This is a genomic window from Sphingopyxis sp. C-1 (assembly GCF_001047015.1).
Lineage (GTDB): Bacteria > Pseudomonadota > Alphaproteobacteria > Sphingomonadales > Sphingomonadaceae > Sphingopyxis.
Genome location: NZ_BBRO01000002.1, coordinates 515834 through 533619, shown reverse-complemented (window position 1 = coordinate 533619; position 17786 = coordinate 515834). Strand labels below are relative to the sequence as shown.

Below are 17786 nucleotides of genomic sequence, written 5' to 3'. Positions count from 1 at the left end.
TCGCGGATGCCCGTTTTCTCTCTCAGAAGTTGAAGGTGGCGCGCGCCGTGATACGGCGCGGCAGGACCGGACGGCCGACGAAGTAAGCGCCCCCGACCGTCTGGTTGTTGTCGAGACGCGGCGACCCTTCGGTCGTTGCATCGGTGTCGAAGACGTTGAACACATTCACACCCAGGCGCAGGCTCTTGTTGCCGAGCGGCACGGTATAGCCCGCGTCGAGGTTGACGATATTCCACCCGTCGAGCTTGATCGAATTGTTCGACGCGGTGAAATTGTCGCCGGTGTAGTTGGTGAAGAAGGACACATCGAGCGCGCCATCGTCATAATAGAGGCCGGCATTGTACAGGATCTGCGGCTGACGCTCGAGATCGTTGCCGATGATCGCCGGATTCGACGTCGGGACGCCGCCGACGTTCGACTGGAACTCGGTATATTTCGCCTTCTGCACTGTCAGATTGCCGTTGAAGCGCAGATTGGTGAGCAGCTTCAGGTCGAACACCGCCTCGACACCATAGGATTCGGTGGCGACCAGATTGACGAGTTCCTGAAAACCGCCGCCCGGCGCGTTGACGAACAGCACCTGCCGGCGGTTCTTGAGGCTGGTGTAAAAGGCCGAGGCTTCAAGGCTGAAGGCCGGCTGGCTGACCTTGATGCCGCCCTGCACCTGCTTGATGATTTCGCCTTCATAGCTTTGCGTGCCGGGGGCCACGCTGGCATTGGCGGCGGTCCCGGCGGGCAGCGGCAGGAAACCGACCGCGCGCACCTCGGGGAAGAAATAGCCCCGGCTGGCATTGAGATAGAGGCTGACATCGTCGGTCAGTTTGTAGAGCGCGCCGGCGGCCAGCGCCCACTCGGTCGTCGAAACCTTGCCGGTCAGATAGCCGTCATTGCCCCAGATCACGTCGCGCAGCGACGCCGACAGGTTGGGCGTGGTGGCGTCGGTCACCGTCGTCGACGTCCGCTCGCGGCTGATGTCGCCCTTATAATGTTCGACGCGTCCGCCGATATCGAGGTTGAAGCGGTCGCCGATCTGCATCTGGTCGGCGAAATAGGCGGCGTAGCGCTCAGCCTGATGCCGGTTGTTGACATAACCGCCGCCGGCGTTGAGCAGGCCGTTCCGCGAAATGATCGTCGTGACGTTCGTATTGGGGTTGGTGACCGACAGGTTGATCAACTGCGGCTGGTTGTTGAACGCCGCGAGGAATGTCGTCGTGACGTTGACGTCGCGCGCGACCGTGTCGGCATAGAAGCCGCCGAGCGTGAAGCTGTGCTCGATATTGCCGGTCGTCGCTTCCTTGGTCAGGTTCAGCTCGGCAGACAGGTCGTGCATCGGCCGGTTGCGGTCGGTGAAGCGGTTGGCGAAGACAAGGTCGTCCGCCGCCACCGCGCCGCCGCCGACATAGGTGAAGGTCGCGTTGGCCGCAGTGATGCCGTTGAGCTCGGGAATCTGGCCGCGACGTGCGGCGTTGGTGACAAAGGCATTCAGCGTTTCGGGGACGTTCACGACCCCGTCGCCATCCGACCACAGGCCGAACTTGTGCTTATAGTCCGAATATTTGACGCGTCCGTTGATGCCCCAGCCGCTGTCGCCGAACTTTTTGTCGAAAGCGAGGGCGACCTGGCCGCCGCGGGTGGTCACGCCGTCGGTGATATCGGTCGCGAACGGGCCGTCGGGAGTGTTGAAGCCGAGCCCCGCGACGTCGGGCGTCATCAACTGATAGACTTTTTTGCCGTCGTTGCCGGCGATGCGCCCGCGCGTCGTGCCATCGAGCGGGACGGGCAAATAGAATTGTGCCTGATCGTCGATATACTGGCCGTAAAGCGTGATCGACCCGCTGTCGTCGGGGAACTCATATTTGAGGTTGCCGCGGACCTGGAAGCCCTCGGTGTCGAGGCCCGTTTTGATCGGGCCGTCGTCCTTGCGATAGAAACCCGACAGCGCGAAATAGAGATTTTCGCCAAGCGGTCCGCTGATCGCCGCGTCGCCGCGATAGCGGCCCTTTTCGGCCCATTCGATCTGCGCAGTGCCTTCCAGCTCGTCGCGGCCGCTCTTGCTGATATAGTTGATCAGGCCCGCGACCGATCCGGGGCCGAACAGGTTCGACACGCCGCCGCGCACAAACTCGAGACGCGAGATGCCGAGGTCGTTGCGGTAATAGACGTCATAGGCCGACGAATTGAGGCCGAACGTCGACATCACCGGGATGCCATCATACATCAGCGGCGTGAACTGATATTGCCCGCCCGAGGGAAGACCGCGCACGAACACGTTCGATGCGACCTCGCCGCCGCCAGCGTCGGCCTTGATCGTCGGAATGCTCGCGAGAATGTCGGCCTGGCTGCTGACGCCCAGGCGTGCCAGCGAATCCTCGCCGACCGACGTCACCGCGAGCGGCGTGTCGAGCGCGATGCGGCCGCGGCTGGTGCCGGTGACGATGATCGTGTCCTGATCGCTCGCGACCGCTTCGTCGGCCGTCTGCGGCGCGGTCTGGTCGGTGTCCTGCGCGTGGGCCACCTGCAACGGCATCAGCGTCGCGGCAAGCGGCGTCGCGCAAAGCAGGGCGTTACGGAAAGTGCGCGAAAAGCGGCGGTGAGCGGTCATGCTGGTCTCCTCCCATGGTCTCGTCCGGGCCCTTTGCAGGCCGTTGTCATAAAAACTGAAGGGGAGGGTCCTTCAACGAAAGCCCGTATTGTTGCAACGCTGTGTTGCTGATAATGATACGATAAGTCATAAATTGCGGGAGACGAATGATGCTCGATCTGGGCGATCTGCAGGTCTTTTCAAAGATCGTCGAGACCGAAAGCCTGACCAAGGCAGGGCAGGCGCTTGGGCTTCCCAAATCGACGGTCAGCCGGCGCATTTCAAGGCTCGAGGAAAATCTCGGCGTGCAATTGCTCCACCGTTCGACGCGATCGGTGACCGTGACCGAGGACGGCGCGATGTTCTTCGAATATTGCCTGCGCTCACTGGGCGTGCTGCGCGACGGCGAGCGGGCGTTGCAGAACCGCCAGAATGTGCCGCGCGGGGTGGTGAAGATCGCGATCCCCTATGTGCTGGGGCAGAGCCTGATCGGTCCATTGCTCGCGAGCTTCCTCGATCTCTATCCCGACGTGCGCCTTGTCAGCGTGATGACCGACGATGCCGTCGGGCTGCTCCGTGCGGGTTTCGACGTCGCGCTTGCGGTCGGGCCGTTCGCCGATTCGGAGCTTGTCGCGGTCAAACTCGGTGTCACCGAATGTGGCCTCTTCGGCGCGCCGGGCTATTTCGAGCGCAAGGGCATGCCGCAGAACCATGTCGAACTGCCGCGCTTCGACCTGCTCGCGACCGGCACCGTCGACCGCCGTCAGCGCTGGCCGCTCCATACCGAAACCGAGCAGGTGACGGTCGAATTCTCGCCGCGCCTCGTGTGCAACGACCTCAATCTGCTTCGCCACGCGGTGCGGTCCGAACTCGGCATTGCGACGCTCCCGGCCTTCCTTTGCAAGAGCGATCTCGCCGAAGGAAAGCTCGTCGAGGTGCTGCCCGGCTGGCAGGCGCCCGACATGAGCTTTTACGCGCTGTTCGCCGATCCCAAGGGGGTGCCGGTGCGCGTGCGATCGCTGATCGACTATCTGACCGAGAAGCTGAGACCGACGCTTTCCTGGGAAATTTGACCAAGTTGCGAAAAATGGAACAAATAGTTCCATAATCTGGCGCTAGGCGCTTTTGCCGCTCTGCTTCACCCCAAAGGCAAATCACAAGTGGAGGGTGTCATCGCTACCGAGGCCGAACAGGTGGGCAAGACTGCGCAACGCGACCGGTTGATCGCGCTGTTTCGCGAGTCGGTGCGCGCGGTAAGCCCGGAGGTGGCGATGCCGCGCAAAATCCCGCACTCGCCGCACGGCCGTACGGTGGTAATCGCGGTCGGCAAGGCGGCGGCTGAAATGATGCGCGTTGCGCAGGACCGCGCCGAACAACCGCTCAAGGGCCTGGTCGTCACGCGGCACGGACATTTGCCCGAACCAGCGCCGACATGGCGCGACGTCGAAATCATCGAGGCGGGGCACCCCTATCCTGACGAGAATAGCCTCGTCGCCGCCGAACGCGCGCTCGCGATCGCGACGCGGCTCGAGGCGGGCGACAATCTGCTCCTGCTGCTGTCGGGCGGCGGCTCGGCCTTGCTTGCGGCGCCCGCGCCGGGACTGTCGCTCACCGACAAGCAACAGATCACCCGCGCGCTGCTTCAGTCGGGCGCGACGATCGAGGAGATCAACTGCGTCCGCAAGCATCTCTCGCGCGTCAAGGGCGGGCGGCTCGCGGTCGCGGCGGGCGCGGCGCATGTCACGACCTGGATCATCTCCGACATCCCCGGCGATGATCCCAGCTTCGTCTCGTCGGGGCCGACGGTCGCCGACCTTACCAGCCTGTCCGACGCGCGCGACATCGTCGCCAAATATGGCATCGAACCGTCTGCGCAAATTGCTGCGGCGCTGAACGACCCCGCGAACGAGACCCCCGCCGCCGATGCGCTCGGCATTGCGGGCGGCGAGACGCAGATCATTGCCAAGGCGCGCGATGCGCTGGCGGCGGTGCAGGCGATGGCAGGCGCGCAGGGCTATCAGGTCACCAACCTTGGCGACCAGCTCCAGGCCGAGGCGCGCCATCTGGGCGCAAGCCACGCGGCCCTTGCGCGTCGCATGGCAAAGGATGGCACCGCGCGCGTCATCATCTCGGGCGGCGAAACGACGGTCACGGTTACCAACAAGGCGGGACGCGGCGGGCGCAATCTCGAATATCTGCTCGGCCTCGCGATCGCGCTGAACGGCGAGCCGGGCATTTTCGCCATCTCGTGCGACACCGACGGGATCGACGGGACCGACGATGCCGCCGGCGCGACGATCGCCCCCGACACGCTGGCGCGCGCGCAGGCGGCGGGTCTCGTCCCGGCGGAATATCTGGCGTCGAACAACGCCTACAGCTTTTTCGAAAAACTTGGAGACCTGGTCATAACCGGGCCCACGCTGACCAATGTGAACGACTTTCGGGCGATATTGATCGACCCGACGGCGTAAAGGGAGAGACGACATGGCTGGGAACAGGGAAGGTCTGGCGTCGCGCGCCAACTATCCGTGGATATTGATCGGGCTGCTCTGGCTCGTCGCCTTCCTCAACGCCGCCGATCGCAACATTCTGCTTGCCGTGCTGCCCGACCTGAAAGCCGAATTCGATCTCACCGATACCCAGCTTGCGCTGCTCGGCTCGGTATTTTTCTGGATCTATGCCGTCGGTGCTTTCATCGCGGGGCGTATCGGCGACAGCGTGCGCCGCAGCCGCCTCATCATCTTCGGCCTTGTTTTCTGGAGCGTCGCGACCGGAGCCTCGAGCCTCGCGACCGGCTTTGCGCTGCTGCTTACGATGCGCGCCTTCGTCGCGGTCGGCGAGTCCACCTACTACCCCACCGCCACCGCGCTGATCGGCGATTGGCACAAGCCGCAGATGCGCAGCCGCGCATTGTCGCTGCACCAGACTGCGGTTTTCGCGGGCTCGGGGCTCGGCGCGGTCGCGGCGGGCTATATCGCCGACGCTTTTAGCTGGCATGCGCCGTTTCTGATCTTTGGGGCCGTCGGGCTGGTCCATGCTGCGCTGCTCTGGTTTTTCCTCCGCGATGCGCCGATCGTCCATACCGCCGCCGAGCAGGGCAAGCCCGCCGATCCCATCGGGATCGTACTGCGTATTCCCGCCGCGTTGATTCTCTGTGTCGTCTTCGCGCTCGCGACGGGGGCATCGACCGGCGTAACCTTCTGGGCGCCTTACTTCGTAAAGAATCTGCTCGGCCTGAATCTTGCCGATTCGGCATGGGTCGGCTCGGCGACGATCAATATCGCGGGCTTTTGCGCGGTGCCGCTCGGCGGGCTCCTCGCCGACACGCTGGCGAAGAAATCGCCGATCGGACGCTTCACGACGCTGGCGATCGGGCTCGGGCTTGCGGGCCTGCTGCTGCTGCCCTTGCTCGGTGCCGAAACCGCAACGCAGATCGGCATGGTGCTCGTCGCGACGAGTATCGCGAAGGGGTTGTTCGACGGCTGCATCTATGCCGCGATGCAGGACGTCGTCCCGCCGCAGGCGCGCGCTACCGCCGTCGGCATGATGACGATGATCGGCTTCCTCGGCGCGGGCATCACCCCGATTCTCGTCGCGTGGATCGGCGAAAGCTTTGGCATGGGGTCGGGCATCGTCGCAATGGCAGGGTTTTATGCGGCCGCCGTAATCATCCTGCTCGCCACGCGCCTGCAGGCTCGCCGCGGGGTCGCGGCCAATCAGGAGATTGTGAATGTCGTCGAATAAGGCGCTTATCCTCACCGCGCCGCGCGAACTTGCGTTCGAGGAAAGCGCATTTGACCCGCTTGGCCCTGACGAGGTGCGCATCCGCACCCTCTTCTCGGGCATCAGCGCGGGCACCGAGCTGACGCAATATCGCGGCACCAATCCCTTCATGCACCGCCGGTTCGACGAGGCGCAGCGCCTGTTCGTCGACGCCGAGGTGCCGAGCTGGGACTGGCCGGTGCGCAACCTCGGCTATGAGGAATCGGGCGAGATTGTCGAGGTCGGCGGCGGCATTGCGGACCTGAAAGTCGGTCAGCGTCTTTTCGGCACCTGGAATCACAAGACACACCATGTCGCGACCGCCGATTATGTACGTGAGCGACTGCTGCCCGAGGGCGCCGACCCGCGCATCGGTATCTTCTCGCACATCGGCGCGGTCGCGCTGAACGGCGTCCACGACGCGCAGATCCGTATCGGCGACACGATCGCCGTCTTCGGCCTTGGCGTCCCGGGCCAGATCGTCGCGCAAGCCGCGCGCGCATCGGGCGCACGCGTGATCGCGATCGACCCCGACGCCGCGCGCCGCGATATCGCGATCCGTCACGGCGCGCATCTTGCGATCGAGCCCGCCGGTGCGGCCGAGGAGATCAAGCGCCTCACCGGCGGGCGCGGGGCCGACGCCTGTATCGAAGTATCAGGTGCGCCGCCCGCGCTTGGCGAAGCGATCCGCGCCGCCGCTTATAATGCGCGCGTCGTCGCGATGGGTTTCTTCCAGGGCGCGATTCCGGGGCTCAAGCTCGGCGAGGAATTCCACCACAACCGCATCCAGCTTATCTGTTCGCAAATTTCGGGGGTCTCGCCCGACGCGAGCTATCGCTGGTCGAAGCCGCGCCTCTGGCGAAGCGCGATCGAGTTGCAGCACGGCGGCACGCTCGACCTGATCCCGCTGATCACGCACCGCGCACCCTTTGCCGACGCGCCGGAATTGTTCGACCAGCTCGACCGGGGTGCGCCGGGCATGTTGCAGGCGATGCTGGAGTTCGGGATATGAGCGCGCTTCGCGTCGGCCTGCTCGGCTGCGGCGGCATCGGCGCGCGCCATGCCGGCGCGGTCGCGGCGTTACCCGCGGATATGGAACTGGTCGCCTGCTGCGGCCGCGATGCGGAGCGGACAAAGGCGTTTGCAGAGGCGCGCGCCGCCGCCGCTTACACGGACCTCGACGCAATGCTGCGGCAGGAGCGTCCCGACCTCGTCGTAGCCACTTTGCCCCCCTATAATCGCGGCGGTGAGATCGAACGCGTTGCCAAGGCCGGCGTCCACCTGCTCGTCGAAAAGCCGATCGCGCTGAACCAGCAAGCCGCCGACGCAATGGTCGCTGACGTCTCGGCGACCGGCGTCGTCGCGGCGATCGGCTTTATGTATCGTTTCGGCGACGCCGTGCGGCGGTGGAAGTCGGCGGATACCGGGCGAGTCGGGCTTTACGCCGGCGCTTATCATTGCAATGCGCTTCACGCCGACTGGTGGCGCGAGGAGGCCAAATCGGGCGGCCAGATTCTCGAGCAGATCATCCACCAGGTCGACTTGATCCGTCATCTGATGGGCGAACCCGACACCGTCTATGCGCGCCGCACCAATTTCGCGCACCATGATACGCCCGGCTATGACGTCGAGGATATCAGCGCGATCCTCTTCGGCTGGGACGATGGCCGCATTGCGACGCTCAACGCCTCGAACATTGCGGTCCCCGGCGTGTGGCACAAGGAATGGGCGGTCTATGCCGAGCGCATGACCGGGCGCTTTACCGGTTGGAACGATGCGGTGCTGACCCGCACGGCGGGCGAGGTAGCGGCTGAGGAGATTGCCGGGCCGACCGATCCCTTCGTTGCGCAGCTTGCCGACGTGCATCGCGCGATCGCGACCGGCGGCGCGCCCTATATTCCGCTTTCGGAAGGCGCGGCGTCGCTCAAGCTCGCACTCGCGGCACGGCAGTCGGCCGACGAGCGCCGCGAAATCCGGTTGAAGTCATGACGTCATTTGAAAAGAGCGGGATCGTCCTCGGCGGCGTTCAACCGTTGCTCGACGGCGCGGTGCCTGTCTGTTCGGCGGCGGTGCTCGCGAACGGGATCCTATGGTCGCTCGAAGACGGCGGCCGGATCGTGCTGGCGGTCTCGCAAGGCGATGTCATGCGCCTCGACGTCACGGTCAGCGGCCTTGCCGAAGCGCCGCTATCGCTCGGTCTGCGCTTCGGTGCGGTCAGCGGCGTCCGGCGCTATCTTCGCAACGGCTATCATAGCTGGGACGGCAGCTTCTTCGCCGACCCCGGCACTCCCGCGGGCGATGCGCCGCCGGGCAAGGAACCGACGCTCGGCTTTGCGTTGACCGCGCTGGTGCCCGTCGAAGGGCGGGGCGCCGTCGTGCTCGGTTTCGATCGCCATGATCGCTTCCAGAACCGCTTCCGCTTTGGCGGCGATGGCGACGCGATGACGATCGACGTCGAAACCCTGCTCGACCGGACCGGTGCGACTGCCGCCGAGACGCTGCTCTTTTACGCCGACGCCGATACGGAAAATGCGTTGGTCCGCTGGTCCGACCAAGTCGCGGCGGCGTCGCCGATATCCCCGCGCCTTCCCGAAAAACGCATCAGGGGCTGGTGTTCCTGGTACAATCTCTACGCCGCGATCACCGAGGAAAATATCCGCGAGCATCTAAGCGCCGCTGCCACCTATCGCGATACGCGCGGCACCGATCTCGACATCTTCCTGATCGACGACGGCTTCACGCCAGAGATGGGCGACTGGCTCGACGTCAAGCCGCAGTTCCCGCGCGGGATGCGGCCGCTGCTCGGCGAGATTGCCGATGCCGGGTTTACGCCGGGCCTGTGGATCGCACCCTTCATCGTCGGCAACCGCAGCCGGCTTTATGCAGAGCATCCCGACTGGGTCGTGCACGACCGCGACACCGGCATGCCGATCGTCCAGATGGCCTTTTACGGCGAGTTTCGTTGGCACAAGCGCAGCGAGGAATATTATGTCCTCGACATCACGCATCCGGGTGCCGAGGCTTGGATCCGGCGCGTTTTCCGGACATGGACGCGCGAATGGGGCGCGCGCTACTTCAAGGCCGATTTCATGTTCTTCGGCGCCGAATATGGACCCGACCGCGCGACCTGGCACGAACCGGGCCTCTCGCGCATCGCGATCTGGCGCAAGATGGCGGCGATCATTCGTGAGGAAATCGGCGATGCGCTTCTGCTCGGCTGCGGCTGCCCGCTCTGGGCGTCGGTCGGACTGGTCGATGCGGTCCGCATCGGGCGCGACGTCGGGGTCAAATGGTCGGGCGACCAGTCGGCCGAAAGCCTGCTCCGCGATCAGGCGACGCGCAACCATGCCGCAGGGCGGTTGTGGCAGGCCGATCCCGACTGCATCCTGCTTCGCGACCGCTTCCACGATCTCAGTGACGCGCAGGTGGCCAGCCTCGCCCTGCTCGCTGGGCTGTCGGGCGGGGTGCTGATGACGAGCGACCATCTCGGCGAATTGACCGTGGAGCGCGCGACGCTGCTCGATGCGCTCGCGGGCCTCGACGTCGTCGAGTGCCGCTACCCCTCGCTTGGCAATGGCGAGGCGCGGATCGTCCAGCGGACACGGCTTGCCGACGGACGGGCACTCGAACTGCAACTCGATCCCGAAACCGGCGAGAGTCGTTGTACCGATAGCAGCGGAGCCATGTGGCCGTGACTTTCGACCCAACCGAACATCCGCACCGCCGTTACAACCCGCTACGCGGCGAGTGGATATTGGTGTCGCCGCACCGCGCCAAGCGCCCGTGGCAGGGCGAGCAGGGGCGGGCGGTGACCGAACGGCCGCCGAGCTATGATCCCACCTGCTATCTCTGTCCTGGCAATAGCCGCGCCAATGGCTCGACCAATCCGGCCTATTCGGGCCCGTTCGTCTTCGACAATGATTTCGCTGCGTTGCTCGCCGACACGCCCGCGCCCGAATGTTCCGACGATCCGCTCTTCCGCGCCGAAGCCGCATCGGGCACTTGCCGTGTAATCTGCTTCTCGCCCGACCATGCGCGCGGGCTGCCCTCGCTGTCGGACGCCGAGATTGCCGTGGTCGTCGATTGCTGGTGCGAGCAATGCGCCGACCTTGGCCGCACCCATGCCAATGTGCAGGTCTTCGAGAATCGCGGGGAGATGATGGGCTGCTCGAACCCGCATCCGCACGGGCAGGTGTGGGCGACCCGACATATCCCCGCTGAAATCGAACGCGAGGATGCGAACCAGCGGAGCTGGGCGGGCGGCCGGCCTATGCTCATCGAGCTTGCGGAGCGCGAGGCCGGCGGCCCGCGCATCGTCGTCGAACATGCCGAATGGCTCGCAATCGTCCCCTATTGGGCGAGTTGGCCGTTCGAAACTTTGCTGCTGCCGCGTTTTGCGGTGCAGCGTCTGCCCGATCTTAAGACCGCGCAGCGGCAGAGCCTCGCGGCGGCCCTGGGCGAACTCACCCGCCGCTACGACGCGCTCTTCGACTGTGCATTTCCCTATTCGATGGGCTGGCACGGCGCCCCCTTCGGCGAAGGCGATGCCGGCCACTGGCAGCTCCACGCGCATTTCTATCCGCCGCTGCTCCGCTCGGCGACGGTGCGCAAATTCATGGTCGGGTACGAAATGCTTGCCGAGGCGCAACGCGACCTGACCCCCGAGCAGGCGGCCGAGCGGTTGCGGGCGGTGCGGCCGTGACGCTCGCCGGTCAAGTGCTGACGCATTTCGCCCAGCTCATGGGCGCGGCCCCCGACCTCGCCGTCGGAGCGCCGGGCAGGGTGAACCTGATCGGCGAGCATACCGACTATAACGATGGCTTCGTTCTCCCCGCAGCGATCGGTCTGCAAAGCATCGTCGCGGTCCGCCGTCGCTCTGACAGCATCGTTCGGCTGATAGCCGCCGATTTCGGCGATGCCGTAAGCGAATTCGATCTCGCCGCGCCGATCGCACCCGACACGGCGCAGCCATGGTCCAATTATATTCGCGGCGTCGCTGCGACGATGCAATCCGACGGCGTCGAATTCCGCGGGCTCGATATGCTCGTCGCCGGCGACATTCCGCAGGGTTCGGGGCTTTCTTCCTCGGCCTCGCTGTCGGTTGCGAGCGCCATGGCGTTCGGCGGTTTGTTCGCGCCCGGCCGGTTCGATCCGACAGCGATCGCGCTGATAGCGCAGCGCGCCGAATGCGATTTCGTGGGCATGCGCTGCGGCAATATGGATCAGCTCGCCTCCGCGCACGGGCTCGCGGGCCATGCCTTGCTGATCGATTGCCGCAGCCTCGACGTGCGTCCGGTCGCCCTGCCGCACGGTCTGGCGATGCTGATCGTCCATTCGGGGATCCGCCGCGGCCTCGTCGACGGCGCGTATAACGAACGCCGGGCGCAGTGCGAACGCGTCGCCGGACATTTCGGTGTGGCGGCGCTCCGCGATGTGACGCCATCGGCGCTTGAAGCTGCGCGGGGCGACCTCGACCCGACCGCCTGGCGCCGCGCGCGCCACGTCGTGACTGAAAATGAGCGTACGCTGGCCGCGGCAAAGGCCATGGAGGCCGGCGATCTCATCCTGCTGGGCGAGTTGATGGCCTTGTCCCACGCGTCGATGCGCGAGGATTTCGAGATCACCACGCCCGCGATCGATCGGCTAGTGGCGGAATTGCAGCGGGTGATCGGCGGGCGCGGGGGCGCACGCATGACCGGCGGCGGTTTTGGCGGTGCGGTTGTCGCGCTGGTCGAGGCCGACGCCGTTGCTGCAGTCTCCGCGCATGTCCAAGCCACTTATCATACGCCGGAGGGTCAGAGGCCGGCGATCATGGTCGAACGCGCCAGCGCCGGCGCGTCCTTTCTGTAAATCGGCGCAATTGGGGGATGAAGCGAAAGATGAGCGGGAAAATTGCACTGATCGAAGCGGGGGGTACGAAATTCATCGTCGGGGTCGGCGATGCGACGCGGCGGATCATCGCGCGCACGCGGATTGACACGACGCGGCCCGAAGAAACGATTTCCGCGGCAATCGACTGGCTTCGGCAACAGGGCGGCGATTTCAGTGCCGTGGGCATTGCAAGCTTCGGTCCGCTCGACCTCGACCCCGCTTCGGCGACATGGGGATATATCACGCGCACGACGAAACCGCATTGGAGCAACGCCGATATAGCCGGACCTTTCGCGCGCGCGTTCGGTTGCCCGGTCGCGATCGACACCGACGTCAACGGTGCAGCGCTCGCCGAATGGACCTGGGGTGCAGGGCAGGAAACGAAGTCGACCCTGTATCTTACCGTCGGGACCGGCGTCGGAGGCGGCGCTGTCGTCGATGGACGACTGATCCATGGCCTCAGCCATCCCGAGATGGGCCATATCCGTGTCCCCCGCCATCCGGACGACCTCGGTTTCGCCGGGCATTGTCCCTTTCATGGCGATTGCCTCGAAGGCCTTGCCGCGGGACCCTCGATCATCGCGCGCTGGGGCGTTTCGCTTTCCGATCTCCCCGCCGATCATCCCGGCCACGATATCATTGCCTGGTATCTTGCCCAGGCCGCGCAGACATTTGAGGCCATTCTTTCTCCGTCGCGGATGATTTTCGGCGGCGGCGTAATGGAAACGCGGGGTTTGCTCGATCGGGTTCGCGTCAAAGCCGCCGAGGGCGGCGCAGGCTATTTCGCGGGCGACCCTGCGGAGGTGATCGTCGCACCCGCGCTCGGTCCCGATACCGGCCTTCTGGGCGCGCTTGCGCTGGCACTCCGCATATCCTGATCCTCCGGCAATGGTACAGGCGTTTCGCCGGACCTCGGTTCTCCAGCGGTGCGTGCGAGCGGGTTAGCATCATGTTGCCACCCGTTCGATCTGGAGACCGACGATGAAGACCGCGATTGCCGCTTTCGCCTTGTCCGCGCTTCTGGCCGCCGCGCCCGCCGCTGCGCAAACCGACCATGCCGGACATGATACCCCCGCCGCCAAGCCGGCAAAGGTCACCTTGGTGTATCAGCACGAACTGCCGAACGTCCCCGGTAAGAGCGTCAAGGGCGTGCTTGTGGAATATGGTCCGGGGGCGGCGAATGCCTCGCATGTCCATGCGCCTTCGGCGCTGATCTATGCAACCGTGCTCGACGGCGCGGTGCTCAACCAGATCAATGGCGGGCCGGTGCGCACTTTCCGCAAGGGCGAGAATTTCACCGAGTTGCCGGGTGACTTCCACAATGTCAGCGCCAATGCGAGCCAGACCGAGCCCGCGACATTGCTCGCCGTGTTCGTCGTCGATACGAACGAGAAGATACTGACCACGCCGGCCGCCGCGCCGCGTTAAACACAGCATTATCAAATATGTATCAACGGCGGATAAGCCTCGGCTTGTCCGCCGATAGATTTTCTTCGTCGCAAAAACCGACCTCCGGCGTTGACGAAACTAAAATCAATCGATTAAGTTGACATTGTCATTCGGGACTGGTCGAGACGAATGACGGGCTCTCCCCTCGACCCGCGGCTTTTGACCGGGAAGCAGCTTGCTCCGCGTTACCAACGGCTAAAGCGCGTGATGCTCGGGCGACAGCGCCAGGCATTGCGTTCCCCCCAGAAGGGGTATTGCGATGCGTATGTGTAGCAGCATCGACTAAATCATCGCCGCGTGACATGCGCGGGGTAGCGGACCGACCGCGCCCCGCCGACAATCGCGGCATCCCAAAATCTCCAACCGCGCCTCCTCACGCGAGACGTTGCGGTCTGACGTCCGGCACCCGAGCGCCGGCGTGGGGAAACATCATGCCTTTGCTGACCCAATCCGACCTGTCGGATCTGGCTCGCTATCCTGCGTCCCTGCGCAGCGCCGCCCGTGCGCTGTGGGGGGCGGAGCTGGCGACTGCCCGACCCGGCGCGGCGCACCGCGCCACCATTCATCACATCAAAAAGGGGGCGGGATCACCGCCCGGGGACCATATCTAATGAACCGTTTCTCTCCTGATCATCGTTTCAAGCTTCTGCTCGGCGCCGCACTGCTGCTGCCGACGGCGCCGGCATTCGCCACCGAAACCGTCGCCGAGGCAGGCGCATCTGCCGACGGCGCGGAAGCAGGCGCCGACGAGGGGGCCGCGGGGGCTGCCGTCGCGGCCGCTTCAGCCGCCGCCTATGACGGCGCCGAAATCATCGTGTCGGCGCGCCGCCGCGACGAAAGCGCGCAGGATGTCCCGATCGCGCTTTCGGTCGTGGGCGCATCGCAGCTTGAACAGACAGGCAATTATACGCTGACCCAGATCCAGCAGATCGTCCCGAGCCTGCAGGTATTCAGCTTCAATCCGCGCAACACCAACATCAACATCCGCGGGCTCGGCAGCAATGTTGCGCTGACCAACGACGGGCTGGAGAATGGCGTCGGTTTCTATGTCGACAATGTCTATTTCGGGCGTGTCGGCCAGTCGCAGTTCGACCTTGTCGACCTGCAACAGATCGAGGTGCTGCGCGGGCCGCAGGGGACGCTGTTCGGCAAGAACACGACATCGGGCGCGATCAACATCAGCTCGCGCAAGCCAAGCTTCGACCCTGAATTTTCGGGCGAAGCCACCGTCGGCGACTATGGCTATTACCAGCTCCGCGCATCGGCATCGGGGGCGCTGGTCGACGATCTGCTTGCGGTGCGCCTCAGCGGTTCGGTGACCGAGCGGCGCGGTTTTCTGTACAATGACACGCAGAACGAACGCGCGCAGGACTATTCGAACTGGAGCGTCCGCGGGCAATTGCTGTTCACGCCGACCGCCGACCTCGAAGTCCGCATCATCGGCGACTTCGCGCGCCAGAAACAGAACCACGTCCTCAACATCTTCGCCGATTATTTCGGCACCTATGCCAATGGCGCCGCGATACCGAACAGCTTTGCCGAGCGGGCCGCGCGCTTCCCGGGCTATAGTTTTCCGACGATCGACCCCTTCGCGCGGCGCGGCGAGGCCGACAGCCATTATCAGTCGAACATGGACGGTTATGGCGTGTCGGGGCAGGTCGACTGGGACGTCGGCGCGGCGAAACTGACCTCGATCACCGCCTATCGCTGGTGGGACTGGAACCCCGCGAACGACGGCGATTCGACCTCGCTCCCGGTGATCGTCAAGGCGCAGCAGGCGAACCGCCAGCGACAGTTCAGCCAGGAACTCCGGTTGGCCTCCGACACCGACGGTCCGATCGACTATGTCGTCGGCGCTTATTATTTCTGGCAAGTCATCCGCGGCAGGGGCGCGAGCGCCTATGGCCCGGCGGCGGCGCTGTGGAACCGCCCCGCGACCTCGCCCATCCCGCTTGCCGCATGGGAAGCCGCGCTGAATGGCTTCGAGGCCAATTCGACCTCGGATCCGCGCACCAAAAGCTATGCGTTGTTCGGTCAGCTCGACTGGAAATTCACCGACCGGCTGACGCTGACCGCGGGGCTGCGCTACACGCACGAAAAGAAGAGCGGCTCGTTCACGCAAATCCATGTCGCGGGGACCAACCTCGCCACCCTTCCGGCGGGATTGGCGGCACAGGCGGCGGCGCTCCGTGCCCAGTTCAACCCCGTCACCAGCTACTCCACGGGGTTCAAGGACAACAGCGTGTCGGGGCTCGCGACCCTGTCCTGGCAATTCTCGGACGACGCGCTCGCCTATGCGACCTATTCGCGCGGTAACAAGTCGGGCGGGCTCAACCTCACCAACCTGCCCGCGGGGATCGATCCCGACGTCGCGCCCGAAAAGGTCGACAGCTACGAACTCGGGATCAAATCGCAATGGTTCGACAAGGCGGTGACGCTCAACGTCGCGGGCTATTGGACCGAGATCAGCGATTATCAGACCGCGATCACCGAACAGGTGCCGAACACGGTCAACGTCCGCCAATATATCGCCAATATCCCGGGTGTCCGCTCGCGCGGGGTCGAAGGTGATCTGAGTTTCGCGCCGTCGGAGCGTGCGAGCTTTTATGCTTCGGTCGCCTATGCCGACACGACGTACAGCGACTACCGCACCGCCCCGCAGGCGCCCGAGCGGCTGAACGAGGGAGGAATCCAGGACCTGACCGGCGCGCAGCTCCCCGGCGTTCCGAAGTTCACCTACACGCTCGGCGGGGATGTGTCGGCACCACTCGGCAGTCTCGGCGGACGCGACCTGTCGATCTATGCCCATGCCGATTATTCGCACCGCTCGTCATTCAACACCTCGTCGAGTGACAGCATCTACGCCGATGTTCCCGCTTACGGGATCGCGAATGCGCGCATCGGTTTCAAGACCGACGACGGATTGTTCGACCTGTCGCTCTGGGCGCGTAACCTGTTCGACAAGGATTATTTCCAGACTTTGTCGGCGCAGAACACCGGCATCGTGACCTCGCTGATCGGCGAGCCGCGCACGATCGGCGTGACGCTGCGGACGAAGATCTGATGCACGCCGCCCTTTCAGAAATTCGCCGCGACGACAGCCGGAACCGGCCGGACGCGCCTGCGCCGAATACTCGCCGTCCAACCCCCAAAGGAGACTGATATGACGGACCTTCACAACAGCTATGCCAATGCCCGCGACAAGAGCATCGACCTCGACGTCACCCCCGTGACCGGCACGATCGGCGCGATCGTGAACGGCGTCCAGCTATCGGGCGACCTGCCCGCGGCGACGGTGCAGGCGATCCAGGCGGCGCTCGTGCGGCATAAGGTGCTCTTCTTCCGCGACCAGCAGCATCTGACCGATCAGGACCATGAGGATTTCGCAGGCCTGCTCGGCGATCCGGTCGCGCACCCGACGGTGCCGGTTGCCGAGGGATCGCGCTACCTGCTCGAACTCGACAGCAAGGAAGGCTATGCCGCGTCGAGCTGGCACACCGACGTGACCTTTGTCGATGCCTATCCCAAGGCATCGATCCTGCGCGCGCTGACGATCCCCGAAGCGGGCGGCGACACGCAATGGGCAAATGGCGAGACCGCGTATGAGGGGCTGCCCGAAGTGCTGCGTCAACTCGTCAACAATCTGTGGGCGACGCACACCAACCTCTATGATTACGCCTCTATCCTGCAATCGGCGCCCGACGGCGAAAGCGCGGCAAAGCGGATCAAGGAACATCGCAATGTCTTCGCCTCGACCGTTTATGAAACCGAGCATCCGGTTGTTCGCGTCCATCCGGTCAGCGGGCAGCGCAGTCTGTTGCTCGGCCACTTCGTCAAGCAGTTCGTCGGGCTGAACGCGGCCGACAGCGCGCGGCTGTTCCAGACGCTGCAGGATCATATCACCAAGCCCGAAAATGTCGTGCGCTGGCGCTGGCGCGAGGGTGACGTCGCCATCTGGGACAATCAGGCGACCCAGCACCGCGCGACTGCCGATTTCGGTTTGCAGCGCCGGACGCTCCGCCGCGCGACGATTTCGGGCGAGGTGCCGGTCGGCATCGACGGGCGCCGCAGCCGCACCGTCCGCAAGGAAAAGGCGGTTCAGTACGAACCCGCCTGACGAAAT

At 64.7% G+C, this 17786-nt stretch carries 13 protein-coding genes; 12 read left to right on the top strand and 1 reads right to left on the bottom strand.

Annotation, left to right across the window (positions count from 1 at the left end):
- Positions 1–22: 22 nt before the first annotated feature.
- The gene (locus tag SC1_RS17080) at positions 23–2602 is read right to left on the bottom strand and encodes a TonB-dependent siderophore receptor (RefSeq protein ID WP_062185369.1); all 2580 of its coding nucleotides are present in this window, start codon (positions 2600–2602) and stop codon (positions 23–25) included.
- A gap of 149 nt (positions 2603–2751) precedes the next feature.
- Between SC1_RS17080 and SC1_RS17075 the strand changes: the two genes are divergently transcribed.
- The 12 genes from SC1_RS17075 to SC1_RS17020 all read left to right on the top strand — a co-directional run bounded on the left by SC1_RS17075 (position 2752) and on the right by SC1_RS17020 (position 17780).
- The gene (locus SC1_RS17075; RefSeq protein ID WP_193749208.1) at positions 2752–3654 is read left to right on the top strand and encodes a LysR substrate-binding domain-containing protein; all 903 of its coding nucleotides are present in this window, start codon (positions 2752–2754) and stop codon (positions 3652–3654) included.
- 87 nt (positions 3655–3741) lie between these two features.
- Positions 3742–5052 carry a glycerate kinase gene (locus tag SC1_RS17070; protein ID WP_202966824.1) on the top strand — a complete coding sequence of 437 codons (1311 nt, stop codon included), beginning with the start codon at positions 3742–3744 and terminating at the stop codon, positions 5050–5052.
- A gap of 13 nt (positions 5053–5065) precedes the next feature.
- Complete coding sequence (locus tag SC1_RS17065; RefSeq protein ID WP_062185364.1) at positions 5066–6325, top strand: MFS transporter; 1260 nt, start codon at positions 5066–5068, stop codon at positions 6323–6325.
- Entirely contained in the window at positions 6312–7355 is a 1044-nt protein-coding gene (locus SC1_RS17060; RefSeq protein WP_062185362.1) for a zinc-binding dehydrogenase, read from the top strand. The genes SC1_RS17065 and SC1_RS17060 overlap by 14 nt, the downstream gene beginning before the upstream one ends.
- Complete coding sequence (locus SC1_RS17055; RefSeq protein WP_062185359.1) at positions 7352–8332, top strand: Gfo/Idh/MocA family protein; 981 nt, start codon at positions 7352–7354, stop codon at positions 8330–8332. Before SC1_RS17060 ends, SC1_RS17055 begins: the two co-directional genes overlap by 4 nt.
- Complete coding sequence (locus tag SC1_RS17050) at positions 8329–10038, top strand: glycoside hydrolase family 36 protein (protein ID WP_062185356.1); 1710 nt, start codon at positions 8329–8331, stop codon at positions 10036–10038. Before SC1_RS17055 ends, SC1_RS17050 begins: the two co-directional genes overlap by 4 nt.
- Complete coding sequence (locus tag SC1_RS17045) at positions 10035–11045, top strand: UDP-glucose--hexose-1-phosphate uridylyltransferase (protein ID WP_062186903.1); 1011 nt, start codon at positions 10035–10037, stop codon at positions 11043–11045. The genes SC1_RS17050 and SC1_RS17045 overlap by 4 nt, the downstream gene beginning before the upstream one ends.
- Positions 11042–12193 carry a galactokinase gene (gene galK, locus SC1_RS17040; protein ID WP_062185353.1) on the top strand — a complete coding sequence of 384 codons (1152 nt, stop codon included), beginning with the start codon at positions 11042–11044 and terminating at the stop codon, positions 12191–12193. The genes SC1_RS17045 and galK overlap by 4 nt, the downstream gene beginning before the upstream one ends.
- 29 nt (positions 12194–12222) lie before the next feature.
- A complete protein-coding gene (locus SC1_RS17035; RefSeq protein ID WP_062186901.1) occupies positions 12223–13092 on the top strand; it encodes an ROK family protein in 870 nt (289 codons plus the stop codon).
- A 103-nt stretch (positions 13093–13195) separates the two neighbouring features.
- Positions 13196–13642 (top strand): cupin domain-containing protein, encoded by a 447-nt coding sequence (locus tag SC1_RS17030; RefSeq protein ID WP_152682479.1) that lies wholly within the window; start codon positions 13196–13198, stop codon positions 13640–13642.
- A gap of 631 nt (positions 13643–14273) precedes the next feature.
- Entirely contained in the window at positions 14274–16727 is a 2454-nt protein-coding gene (locus tag SC1_RS17025; RefSeq protein WP_062185350.1) for a TonB-dependent receptor, read from the top strand.
- Positions 16728–16826: 99 nt separating this feature from the next.
- Entirely contained in the window at positions 16827–17780 is a 954-nt protein-coding gene (locus tag SC1_RS17020; RefSeq protein WP_062185347.1) for a TauD/TfdA family dioxygenase, read from the top strand.
- Positions 17781–17786: the final 6 nt, after the last annotated feature.

Bases quoted from the DNA above. Each gene is read 5' to 3' on its own strand.
- SC1_RS17025 (WP_062185350.1), top strand. From the start codon at position 14,274: ATGAACCGTTTCTCTCCTGATCATCGTTTCAAGCTTCTGCTCGGCGCC.
- SC1_RS17060 (WP_062185362.1), top strand. From the start codon at position 6,312: ATGTCGTCGAATAAGGCGCTTATCCTCACCGCGCCGCGCGAACTTGCG.
- SC1_RS17075 (WP_193749208.1), top strand. From the start codon at position 2,752: ATGCTCGATCTGGGCGATCTGCAGGTCTTTTCAAAGATCGTCGAGACC.
- SC1_RS17065 (WP_062185364.1), top strand. From the start codon at position 5,066: ATGGCTGGGAACAGGGAAGGTCTGGCGTCGCGCGCCAACTATCCGTGG.
- SC1_RS17080 (WP_062185369.1), bottom strand. From the start codon at position 2,602: ATGACCGCTCACCGCCGCTTTTCGCGCACTTTCCGTAACGCCCTGCTT.
- SC1_RS17055 (WP_062185359.1), top strand. From the start codon at position 7,352: ATGAGCGCGCTTCGCGTCGGCCTGCTCGGCTGCGGCGGCATCGGCGCG.
- SC1_RS17050 (WP_062185356.1), top strand. From the start codon at position 8,329: ATGACGTCATTTGAAAAGAGCGGGATCGTCCTCGGCGGCGTTCAACCG.
- SC1_RS17020 (WP_062185347.1), top strand. From the start codon at position 16,827: ATGACGGACCTTCACAACAGCTATGCCAATGCCCGCGACAAGAGCATC.
- SC1_RS17030 (WP_152682479.1), top strand. From the start codon at position 13,196: ATGAAGACCGCGATTGCCGCTTTCGCCTTGTCCGCGCTTCTGGCCGCC.
- SC1_RS17035 (WP_062186901.1), top strand. From the start codon at position 12,223: ATGAGCGGGAAAATTGCACTGATCGAAGCGGGGGGTACGAAATTCATC.